The 12,317-nt window shown below is 43.1% G+C and carries 5 protein-coding genes; all 5 read left to right on the forward strand.

Annotated elements, in window-relative coordinates; translation table 11 throughout:
* The first annotated feature begins 5 nt into the window (after window positions 1-5).
* The gene (locus KTO63_RS10450) at window positions 6-1,280 is read left to right on the forward strand and encodes a glycoside hydrolase family 71/99-like protein (protein ID WP_217791220.1); all 1,275 of its coding nucleotides are present in this window, start codon (window positions 6-8) and stop codon (window positions 1,278-1,280) included.
* Window positions 1,281-1,545: 265 nt separating this feature from the next.
* The gene (locus KTO63_RS10455; protein WP_217791221.1) at window positions 1,546-3,777 is read left to right on the forward strand and encodes a GH92 family glycosyl hydrolase; all 2,232 of its coding nucleotides are present in this window, start codon (window positions 1,546-1,548) and stop codon (window positions 3,775-3,777) included.
* Window positions 3,778-3,788: 11 nt separating this feature from the next.
* Complete coding sequence (locus KTO63_RS10460; protein WP_217791223.1) at window positions 3,789-7,415, forward strand: glycoside hydrolase family 2 protein; 3,627 nt, start codon at window positions 3,789-3,791, stop codon at window positions 7,413-7,415.
* Window positions 7,416-7,732: 317 nt separating this feature from the next.
* A complete protein-coding gene (locus tag KTO63_RS10465) occupies window positions 7,733-9,529 on the forward strand; it encodes a GDSL-type esterase/lipase family protein (protein ID WP_217791224.1) in 1,797 nt (598 codons plus the stop codon).
* Window positions 9,530-9,790: 261 nt separating this feature from the next.
* On the forward strand, window positions 9,791-12,148 hold the full coding sequence (locus KTO63_RS10470) for a glycoside hydrolase family 3 N-terminal domain-containing protein (RefSeq protein ID WP_217791225.1): 2,358 nt from the start codon (window positions 9,791-9,793) through the stop codon (window positions 12,146-12,148).
* The last annotated feature ends 169 nt before the right edge of the window (window positions 12,149-12,317 follow it).

Consider the following 12,317-nt stretch of genomic DNA (forward strand, 5'->3'; position numbering starts at 1 on the left):
AACCGATGCGACAATTTAAATACATTCTTGGTTTGGCAATACTGTTTGCCACGAGTTTGAAAGCGCAACACAAACACAGCGCCAGCTCGGCCTTTACCTCATACAAGGGGCTCGTAATGGCGGGTTACCAGGGTTGGTTCAATGCGCCGGATGATGGCGCTGGGCGTGGTTGGAACCATTATGTGGGCAAAGGAAAATTTGAACCCGGCAATTGTAAAGTCGATCTGTGGCCGGCAACATCAGAATATAAAAAAACATACAAAACTCCATTTCGCCTGGCAGACAGCAGTACAGCTGTATTGTTTAGTTCCTACGATGCTTCCACTGTTGATCTTCATTTCAAATGGATGAAGGAATATGGCATTGATGGTGTGTTCGTGCAAAGATTTGTGAGCAATGTGAAAAGCCCTGTGAGCTTGCGTCACAATAATACGGTATTGAGTCACGCCTTGAGTGCGGCAAAAAAATATCATCGCGCTATAGCAATCATGTACGATCTCTCAGGCATGCATGAAGGAGATGCTGATGTGGTGATAAATGATTTTAAAAAGCTTGTTGATAGCCTGCGACTTACAACAAGAGGCAAGAAACAAACCTACCTGTATCATAACGGCAAACCTCTTGTAGCGCTTTGGGGCGTTGGTTTTCCGGGTCGCTCGTATGGTTTAAAGGATATTGAAAAGATGATGGACTTTCTGCAAAATGACAAAGAATATGGCGGATGTTCCATCATGCTCGGCGTACCTACTTACTGGCGCGATCTGGATAAAGACGCAGTCAAAGATCCGCATTTAACAGAAGTTATAAAGAAGGCAGACATTGTTCATCCCTGGTTTGTTGGAAGATACAATGAAGAAACATATCCAGCCTTCAAACAGCATGTGGCAGGAGATGTACAATGGTGCAAACAAAACAAAATTGACTATGCACCCGTGGTTTATCCCGGATTTAGCTGGCACAATATGTATAACAAAAGTCCACAAAACCAAATGCCGCGTAATAAAGGTGAATTCTATTGGAAACAGATTGCCGGCGCTTTAGAAAGCGGCGCGGAAATGTTGTATGTCGCAATGTTTGATGAAATAGACGAAGGCACTGCGATTTTCAAAGTATCAAAGAACCCGCCGGTTGGAGCCAGCAGTTTCGTAACATTTGAAGAAAGTGTTCCGGAAGATCATTATTTATTTCTTACAGGGATGGCCGCAAAAATGTTGCGCAAGGAGATTCCGTTCAGCGAAACGCAACCTGTGCAGCAAGGGGATGGCCTGGGTAGGAAGTGAGAAGTAAAAAGTAAAAATTAGAAATGTCTAAGGAACACGACTGTAATAATTGAACTGACAATTTTTGAAGTAAGATGATTCTAATTTTTGGTGTTACACGTCATTGCGACCGCGAGGAACGAAGAGGGAAGCAATCTCCTGCTCTCAACAAATGAGATTACTTCGCTGCGCTCGCAATCACGTGCGATACGCATGGAAGAAAGACACAGGAAGTAAATAAGCTAGAGAAAAGTTATTTCTAAAAAAGAAGGATGAGTAATCTAATATGAAGAGTTTAAAATTTTTTATAAACATCATTTCATTCGTTTGCATAACGCATCAATCACAATCGCAGGATTTGACAAAGTACGTTGATCCTTACATTGGTTCCGATGGTCATGGCCACGTATTTGTGGGAGCGAGTGTACCATTTGGAGCTGTGCAATTGGGGCCTTCTAATTTTTTTAAAGGATGGGATTGGTGTTCCGGTTACAATTATGGCGACAGTATCGTAACAGGCTTTGCACATACACATTTAAGCGGTACAGGTATTGGCGATCTTGGAGATATTTTGATGATGCCTTATGTTGGTGAAATAAGAACAGACAAGGCAACGGAGAAGGAATACCAGAAGGGTTACGGTGCACATTATTCCCATAAAAATGAAAGTGTGCAGCCTGGTTACTATTCTGTAATGCTTGATGGCTCCAATATTAAAGTGGAGTTGGCCGCAACGGAGAGAGTTGGGTTTCATCAGTATCAGTTTCCTCAGGATAAGCAAGCGCATGTGGTCATTGACCTGAAAGAGGGTATTAATGATCAAAGTGCTGAAACTTACATCAGGCAAGTCGATCAATACACATTGGAAGGTTATCGTTTTTCAAAAGGATGGGCGAAGGAACAGTTGATATTTTTTGCTGTCCGTTCATCTGAACCGCTTGAACATTTTTCTGTTTATGATGATAATAAACTATTGCAGGGTGATAGCGGGAAAGGCAAAGCTATAAAGGGCTTGATCAGTTTTGATAAAGCGCCCAAAACACTCAAGTTGAAAGTAGGCATTTCTCCTGTGAGTTGCGAAAATGCGTTAGCAAACATTACTGCGGAAATTCCGCGTTGGAATATTAATGAAGTCGTGGCGGAAGCAAAAGCAAAATGGAATAAAGAGTTGTCAAAGATTGTCATCAATACGCCTTCTGACAAAGTCAAGCGAATTTTCTACACTTCATTGTTTCATACAATGATTGATCCCGCATTGTTCAACGATCACAACGGAGACTATCGCGGTGCTGACAAGCAGGTATATAAAAAAGCACCGTTTGCCAACTATAGTGTCTTTTCTCTTTGGGATACCTATCGTGCAGTGCATCCGCTGTACACCATCACGCAGCCCGAAAGAACCGCCGACATGGTGAACTCGATGCTCGCCATCTACGATCAAAAAGGCTTATTGCCTCAATGGCATTTAGAAGGATGGGAAACGGGAACCATGGTGGGTATTGCAAGCAGGCAGGTAATTGCAGAAGCATATTTGAAAGGCATAAAAGGATTTGACGCTGAAAGGGCTTTCAATGCAATCAAAGGAACGTCAGCATCAGACACTTTGGGAATGTTGTACGTGAAAACATCTACAGCAATTCCCTCGGATAAAGAAAGACGCTCCGTTGCCAAAGGTCTTGAATACGCCATTGGAGATGGTAGCATTGCCTTAATGGCAAAAGCTTTGGGCAAACAAAACGAGGCTGAATATTTTTCAAAACGTGCAATCAGTTACAAATTGTATTTCGATTCAACTACACAATTCTTCAGAGGTAAACTTGCGAATGGAGATTGGGCACCTGATTTTAATGCACTCAAGGCCAACAATACCATTTACGCCGAAGGCAATGCCTGGCAATACTTGTGGCTCGTGCCGCAGGATGTGAAAGGCCTGATATCGTTGCTTGGCGGCGAAAAAATGTTTAACAACCGGCTCGATTCAATGTTCGCTCTCGAAACAACCGCCGATGAAAAAGGGTTGGCGGATCTTACCGGGACCATTGGTCAATATGCGCACGGCAACGAGCCCAGTCACCACATCGCTTATCTCTATGCGTATGGTGGTCGCCATTGGAAAACAGCAGAAACAGTAAGACATATTATGAACGATATGTACCACGATCAACCTGATGGTATCATTGGGAATGAAGATTGCGGGCAGATGTCTGCATGGTACATTTTCTCTGCAATGGGCTTCTATCCGGTCTTTCCGGCTAATGGCAAATATGTATTTGGAAGCCCTTTGGTAGAGAACGCAACATTGCAATTGCCAAATGAAAAAACATTTACCGTAAAAGCTACCGGAGCTTCATCTAAGCCATACATACAAAAAGTATTACTAAATGGAAAACCTTATGAGGCTGCGTATATCGATCACGCCGCGATTATGGCGGGTGGCACGCTGGAGTTCATCATGAGTAACAAACCTAATAAAGATGGGAGCTATGCTTCTAAACTAAAAGCATCGCTCTTAAAATAAATGAATTGATCATGAGATTAAAAAGAATTTCCCTTACAACATTATTGACAGTAATGTCATTCCTCTTCGCATCGAATATGCGGGCGCAGGATGTTAACTCTTCGGGTGCACAGTCTACATTCAAAGGCGCTTTTCAAACAAGGGGGCGTGGTATTTGTGAGATGAATAACGGTGTGTTGAAAACAAAAGATGCGTATGCGGCTTTTGGTGATGAAAACATGAGCGACTATGAGGCGACATTTCGTGCATGCACACCAAAAGGAGAAGATCAGGTACAACTGTGGGCGGGCTTTAGAGAGTTCAATAGGAACGACAGGTATATCATTGGTTTACGCGGTGGCCTGCAAAATACTTTGTACTTAAGCAGGCTTGGTTATTTAGGCACAGATGAATTTCTCGCATTGCGCCCGTTGGATTTTAAGCCAGAACCCGGCGCATGGTACACATTCCGAATACAGCTGAGTGGCAAAAGAATTCGCGTGTTTCTCAATGATGAATTATTGCCACGTATAGACATAGAAGACAAAAACAGTGTGTTGGCACCTTCGGGAAAAATCACGCTTGGTGGCGGATGGATCACTAGCCTTTATGAAGGTCTTACGATAACTCCGTTGCAAAAAGGAGCATTGGATAACATGCCAAAACTGGAATATGCAGCGGCGACAAAAGCAATTGATAAAACGGCAAAGAGAAAACAGGAACGCAGCACTTACAAAGCTGTTGTTGTAGATAAAATTAATCCGGGACGCACCGTCGTTTCACTCGATGGCCAATGGTTGTTCATGCCCGTATATGAAATGTCCGATCAGAAGAAAGCTATTTCTCCCAAGGAAGATGATAAAGAATGGCACAGCATGCACGTGCCTGATTTTTGGAACCCTATTCGCATTTGGCTGCACGGGGAAACCTTTGGCCCGTTTGCCAAAGGTGCTTCTGATAACTACTTTCAGGCTGAGACAGATCGTTGCGAAGGTTACACATTTGATTACAAAAAAACAGCCGCCGCATGGTATCGCCAATGGATCGAGTTGCCTGATAACATAGACGGGAAAGATGTGTCGCTGCAATTCGATGCTATTTCAAAAATTGCAGAAGTCTGGATCAATGGTGTGCATGCGGGTAAACATGTCGGCATGTTTGGCGATCTTAATGTAAATGCAAAAGGTTTGTTTCACAAGGGAAAAAACCTTGTAACTGTAAAAGTGATTCGCGATTACACAAACGACATTAAAGACGAAGGCAAGGTGGTCGATGTGGCAGTTAGCGTGGAGGTAACAAACAAAATGCTAAAGGACCTTGCGCATGGATTTTACAATGGCGACCCTGCCGGTATCTGGCAACCGGTGAAGCTCGTGATCACTGATCCGTTAAAGATCAGCGATGTGTACATCAAACCGAATCTTACTGGCGCGTCATTTGAAATTACGGTGAAAAATTCTGAGAAGACTGACAAGCAATTTTCATTCGTTACAAAGATTGTAGATAAGAATGGCAAGCCACTATACGTTGGATTGGGATTGGACAAAAACATTATTCACGCAGGAGAAGAACGTACTTTCAATTATAGTGTGAAAGATTTGCAACCTTTGTTGTGGACACCACAAACGCCGAACCTGTATGACTTTACATTCTACATCATGTCAAACGGTAAGGAGGCGGATAGTTCTGTCATTGTTTCCGGCTTCAGAACTTTCGAAAGTAAAGATGGTTACTTGTGGTTGAATGGTAAACGCTATTGGCTGAGAGGCGGAAATCAAACTCCTTTTGCACTTGCTCCCAATGATGTGGCATTGGCCGACAAATTCTACGATCTTATGAAGGCAGGTAACATGGAAGTGACACGCACACACACCGCGCCGTACAACGAACTCTGGATGCAGGAAGCGGATAAAAAGGGAATCGGCGTTAGCTTTGAAGGTACATGGCCCTGGCTCATGCTCGCGACTTCCATGCCCGATAAAAAACTGATCGATATGTGGGCAGATGAATTTCTTGCCATGATCAAAAAATACAGAAACCATCCTTCTCTGTTGTTCTGGACGGTAAACAATGAAATGAAGTTCTATGACAACGATCCAGATATGGAACGTGCGAAATTGAAAATGACGATCATTTCTGATGTGGTGAAAAGGATGCGAACAGTAGATAATACGCGACCAATTTGTTTTGATTCCAACTACAAAAGAAAAGGCAAGGCAAAGAAATTTGGTGAAACATTTTTTAGCAATATCGATGATGGCGATATCGACGATATTCATTCCTACATCAACTGGTACGACCATACTGTGTTCAAGCAATTTAATGGTGAGTTTCAAAAAGAAAACTGGTCCGAAGGCCGGCCGTTGATCAGCCAGGAAATGTCGACAGGTTATCCAAACAGCGAAACCGGCCATCCCGTGCGGTTTTATACGCAGGTCCATCAAACGCCGCAATCGCTCGTTGGTGATCTTGCTTATGAATACAATGATCCAGCGTATTTTTTGCAGGCACAATCATTCATCACCAGCGAAGTTGCCGAAGCATTAAGAAGAAGCAATGATAAATCAGCAGGCATCATTCACTTTGCGCTCATTACATGGTTCCAGAATGTCTACAATGCGTCAACTATAAAACCATACGTAACCTATTATGCAATGCAAAGAGCGCTGCAACCGGTACTTGTAAGCGCTGAATTGTGGGGGCGTCATTTTTACGCAGGTGAACAGTTGCCCGTGAGAATATGCATTGTGAACGACAGGAGCGAAGGTAGCGCCATTGCTCCTTCTGAACTGGAATGGAAGATTGTAAACAATGACGGAAAAGTGTTGCAAAGTGGTATGCAAAAGGTTCCCGAAGTTGCATACTATGGCCGCGAGTGGGTAACGCCAACGATTAATATTTCTGCGTTACCACAAGATAGGATTAATGGAAAGCTGGTATTGTCGTTAAAAGAAAATGGCAAGCAAATTTCATCCAATGAATATTCGATAACATTGGCAAACAAACAGTGGAACAAAGCAAGCGTTTCTAAAAAGATTTTGCTGGTGGATAAAACAAATATGAAGGCGGTGTTTGATAAGCTCGGCATTGCACATGCATTATCATCAACGGTGAGTGAAGCTTTACAACAGAAAGCTGGTGTTTATGTATTCTCCGGTGTAAATTCCGGCGAGGTATCTGCACAGGACTTGCAGCGAATCAAAGAAATGAAAGCAAATGGTGCCAAGTTTCTTTTGCTTAACTCAGGCTTTGCTGCAGACCTTTTTACAGAGTATATAACAGGTTCAATTGTACCGACAGAGGGTGACATTGTTAACATGGAAATTCCTGAATCGCCTGTGTTTAACGGCATTGAATTGATGGACCTACGTTATTTTAATGACAACAAAAGAGAGGTTCCAACGGTTTGTAATTCAGCTTTAAAAGTAACGCGGAGCGAGCATGTTGAACTATTGGCAAAGCACATCAAGATTCATGGATACATCAACGGGGACATGGCCGAGCGTGCAAAATATATGCAAGGCATAGAAGGCAGTACGATCGTAAAGATCAATGATAAAGGCACCGCCATTGTATCAACCATGGCATTGGAAAAAGGAGTAACAGATCCGGTCGCAGGAAAATTATTGGTAAATATGTTGAATGATTTGGCAAAGTAATGTTAGTCAGTTAGAACGTTTAATGTGCAGAGCCATGAAGGCGGCATTTAACGTGTCGCCCCTACGAGGCTGGCAGTGAATTTTCTAAACTGGTTTCTTTTTCTACGAACGTGAAGCTCCTACGGAGCTTGATGATCGAGATTCAACCTAGCCCCAGCGGGGCGACACGTTCGTAGCCAATGTGAAATTGCAGCGAATCGAATGCCAGCCCCGTAGGGGCGAAATGTTAAATGTCGCGAAGCAACAGCTTTTTAACATGAATTAAGTTGGCTGCAATGATGCTTACTCGCATCACGGCTGCCTAAAATAAAAGAGTGATGAACAAATTTTTTAAAAATACTTTGTTATTATCGGTCTGCGCAATATCGCTCTATAGTGGCGATGCGCAAACTCCATTGCCTGCTAATGATTTGGTAGCGCCAAACTACACAACAGCGCCAATGCAGGATTGGGAAAAGAAATTCTCCGATTTCTCTTTCAATGTCTACAAAAAAAATGACCATGTTTTGCCCTACAGGCTTTACAAACCTGCGGCCCAAAAGGGAGAGAAATATCCGCTGGTATTGTTCATGCATGGAGCCGGAGAAAGAGGCGTTGATAATCGCAAGCAATTCCTTCGTTTTTCATGCACGAAGTTTTGGGAAAAATATCCGTGCTATGTTTTAGCACCGCAATGTCCGGAAAGAAAGGATGTGGATAGTGATGCAGGAGCAGTGTGGGTACATACGCCTTTTGGTGCGCAGAGTCATTCAATGCAGAAGGAGCCTACATGGCCAATGCAGTTGTCCTTTGAATTGCTCGATAGAATTATCAAAGAGAATAACATTGATCGCGACCGCATTTATATAACGGGACTTTCAATGGGCGGCTTTGCTACATGGGAAATGTTGCAGCGTCATCCGGAGTTGTTTGCCGCAGGCATCCCCATTTGTGGTGGTGGCGACACTGCTTTTGCGGGAAAGCTTTCGCGTGTTCCGCTTTGGGTGTTTCATGGCGATGCGGATAGCACCGTGCCCGTAACGCGTTCGCGTGCAATGGTTCAACAGGTTGTTGCCAAAGGTGGCCATCCGCGATATACGGAATATCCCGGAGTTGGTCATGATTCATGGAGCAGAACTTATCCAGAAAACGAAGTATGGGATTGGTTGTTTGCTCAGTCAAAAAAGAAAGATTCTCCAAAGAAAATTGCATATGGTTCGCTGGAAGACGATCACATCAAATACATTGGTCGTTGGGATAAAAGCAACGTTGCGGAATATGTGAGCAGATGGGGTGGTGCTTATTTTAAAGTGGCATTTACCGGAACGAAAGTGAAATTGAGAATGGGTACGAACAAAACGAACTACTACGTTAAGATAGACAATGGTCCCTGGATCAGCTATAAGAATGTAAGCGATACAATTGATATCACGCCGGTTGCATTGTCAAAAGGTAAGCATACACTGAGCGTTGCGCAGGGTAAGGATTACAATTATGTTTTTAGTTTTCGCGGATTGATTTTGGAGCACGGCGCTGTAACATCAGATCCGCCTGTGTCGCCATTTCTCATTGAATTTATCGGTGACTCGATCACAGCGGGTTATACAGATGATCAGGCAAATGTTTCTGATTATGCATGGATAAGTGCAGAGAAATTGGGTGCGGAACACACACAAATCGCTTATCCCGGCATTACGCTGGTGAGCGGATATCCTAAGGGTGGCATGGATAATCAGTATTTCAGAATGGGTTCTCCCGCATCAATAGTGAGTCCTATGTGGGAGATGAACAAATATGTTCCGGATATGATTGTGATTAATCTGGGCACAAATGATAACAACAAGCGTGTGCCAGATAGTGTGCTGCAGGCAAATTATACTGAATTTCTTTTCAAAATCCGCAAGCAATTTCCAAATGCACAGGTATTGGTGATGCGCACGTTTCTTGGCGTGAAAGTCAATCCTACACTGGCTGCCGTGAATGCACGCATCGCGGCGGGTGATAAAAAACTGCACTATGTAGATACAGAAGGATGGCTAACGAAAGCTGATTACGGAGACGGTTTGCACCCGAGCGTGGAAGGACAGATGAAGGCTGCGGGGTTGTTGATGCCTGTGATTGAGAAGTACAGGTAATTTGAAAATTTGAAGATTTGAAAATTTGAAAATGCATTATGTGCGGCACTCATCTTCTAATGGTTCTTGTTTTCAGTTCAAGTTGTTAAAAGCTTTATTGAAATTTGCACAGAAATAATTCTCAAATTCTCAAATCTTCAAATTTTCAAATTTGCATTTTTTAATGTTCATGAGAGTGAAATCATTCTGGAATTTTAGCTCCCTGCTTTTAGTGTCGATTTTTTTTACAATTTTATAGCCCTTTTTAAAAGTGATTGCATAATGAATAGAATTTTGATAGCGCTGACTTTGTCGGTAACGTGTTTGGCTAACGGCGTACTTGCTCAGTCGGCGAAACAGAACGGATGGATAGATTTTAATAAGAATGGCAGGAAAGATGTTTACGAAGATCCAACACAAGCGATAGATAAACGTGTAAGTAATCTGCTTTCGCAAATGACAATGGAAGAAAAGACATGTCAGCTGGCCACGTTGTATGGTTATGGTGCTGTTCTGAAAGATCGTTTGCCACAACCCGGATGGAGAGATAGTGTGTGGAAAGACGGAATCGCTAATATTGACGAGCAACTCACCGGACTGCGTAAAGACACAATGTACGCTTATCCGTACTCATCCCATGCCGGAGCAATCAATTCCATTCAGAAATGGTTCGTTGAGCAAACGCGTTTAGGTATTCCTGTGGATTTCACTACCGAAGGCATTCGAGGATTGAATCACATGAAGGCTACGTATTTCCCGGCGCAAATTGCACAGGCTTGTACTTTCAACAAAGAGTTGGTGCACAGAATTGCACAGGTGACAGGAAGAGAGGCTAAAGCATTGGGTTACACAAATGTGTATTCGCCCATACTCGATGTGGCTTCAGATCCGCGTTGGGGAAGAATTGAAGAAACTTATGGCTGCGATCCGTTTCTTGTTGCAGAGCTGGGTCGACAAAATATAACTGGTATACAGGAAAACAAAATTGTATCTACTGTAAAACATTTTGCAGTGTACGGCATTCCCGTTGGTGGCCGCGATGGAGGTACCCGCACCGATCCGCATGTGGCGCCGAGAGAAATGTGGGAGCTATACCTGGAACCATTCAGGGTGGCATTTGAAGAAGCGGGAGCAATGGGGACAATGGCTTCATACAATGATTACGATGGCGTTCCAATCATTGGTAATTATTATTTCCTAACCGATATTTTGCGTAAGCAGTTTAAGTTTAAAGGTTATGTAGTAAGCGACAGTCACGCGTTTGAAGACCTTTGGGATAAATATCATGTTGCAGTTGATACCGCAGATGCCGCTAAGCAGGCGCTTTCGGCGGGCATGAATGTTCGTACAGATTTTGCAGCACCGCGTCCGTACATCATGGGCATAAGAAGAGGCATTAAAAATGGCAGCATTCCAATGAGCGTGATAGATCAGCGTGTGAGCGAAGTATTGCGTGTAAAATTTTGGTTGGGACTTTTTGATAATCCATATGTCAAAGATACAACGCTGGCGGATGGCCTGGTGCACAACCAGGAAGCGAAAGATCTTGCTGCATTGGCGGCAAAGCAAAGTGTCGTTCTGTTAAAGAACGAAAACAACACATTGCCTCTGAACAAGAATAGTATCAAGACTATTGCGTTGATAGGGCCGAATGTAAAAGAAGAAAAAAGTTTGCTCTCGCGCTATGGCCCGGTGCATACAAATGTTGTTACCTTTTACGACGGCATTACAAAAGCCCTCCCTTCGGGAACAAAAGTTTTGTACGCGAAAGGCTGTACACACACTGATAAAAATTTTCCTGAAAGCGATATAGAAGATTTTCCTCTTACTGCCGATGAGGATGCAGCCTTAAAAGAAGCTGTTGACGCAGCTTCTGCAGCAGATGTAGTTTTGCTTGCAGTAGGCGACAATGAAAATACAATTGGCGAAACGCATTCAAGACTTAGCTTAAAATTGCCGGGTAGACAAGAAGAGTTGGTAAAGCGCATTGCTGCATTGGGCAAGCCAACTGTACTGGTGTTGATTGGTGGTCGTCCGGTAACTATCAACTATGCGAGTAAAAATTTACCCGCAATAATTGAAACTTGGTATCTCGGTGAAACAATGGGCGATGCTATTGCGTCCGTGTTGTTTGGTGAGTACAATCCGGGCGGTAAATTGTGTGTGCCGTTTCCAAAACATGTAGGACAAATTCCGCTTTCATTTCCGATGAAGCCTGCTGCCGATGGATTTGGAGATGCCAATGTGCGTGGCTTTCTCTATCCGTTTGGATTTGGATTGAGTTATACAACATTTGCTTACAGCGATCTTAAAGTGAATGCTGATCAATACGCTTCAAAAGGAGAGGTAACCGTGACCTTCAAAATAAAAAATACCGGGAAATATGCGGGTGACGAAATTGCGCAATTATACCTGCACGATCAACTAAGTTCCGTTGCTACTTATGTAAGAAAGTTGCGCGGCTTTGAAAGAGTTTCCCTCCAACCCGGTGAAGAAAAACAGGTAACGATGACTTTGCACTCAAAAGATTTTTCTCTGATCAACCGTGAAATGAAAAGGGTAGTTGAACCCGGATGGTTTGATGTTTTGATTGGAGCGAGTTCGGAGGATGTGAGGCTGAGTGGGAAGATCAAGCTTTAACAATAACTGAATAACTGATTAACTGAATAACTGAAGTTTGTGCATTTAACTTTCTTCACCAATTGAATCAATGATTCTGTGCATGAATGAATAATCGAACTATGAAACGAAGTTCGACTTTCAACCTTCAGTTATTCAGTTAATCAGTTATTCAGTTATTGAGTTGTTC

This window comes from Pinibacter aurantiacus, from assembly GCF_019130065.1.
Taxonomy (GTDB): Bacteria; Bacteroidota; Bacteroidia; order Chitinophagales; family Chitinophagaceae; genus Pinibacter; species Pinibacter aurantiacus.

Excerpts from the sequence above, each read along its gene's own strand:
- KTO63_RS10450 (WP_217791220.1), top strand. The coding sequence starts at position 6 with ATGCGACAATTTAAATACATTCTTGGTTTGGCAATACTGTTTGCCACG.
- KTO63_RS10455 (WP_217791221.1), top strand. The coding sequence starts at position 1,546 with ATGAAGAGTTTAAAATTTTTTATAAACATCATTTCATTCGTTTGCATA.
- KTO63_RS10460 (WP_217791223.1), top strand. The coding sequence starts at position 3,789 with ATGAGATTAAAAAGAATTTCCCTTACAACATTATTGACAGTAATGTCA.
- KTO63_RS10465 (WP_217791224.1), top strand. The coding sequence starts at position 7,733 with ATGAACAAATTTTTTAAAAATACTTTGTTATTATCGGTCTGCGCAATA.
- KTO63_RS10470 (WP_217791225.1), top strand. The coding sequence starts at position 9,791 with ATGAATAGAATTTTGATAGCGCTGACTTTGTCGGTAACGTGTTTGGCT.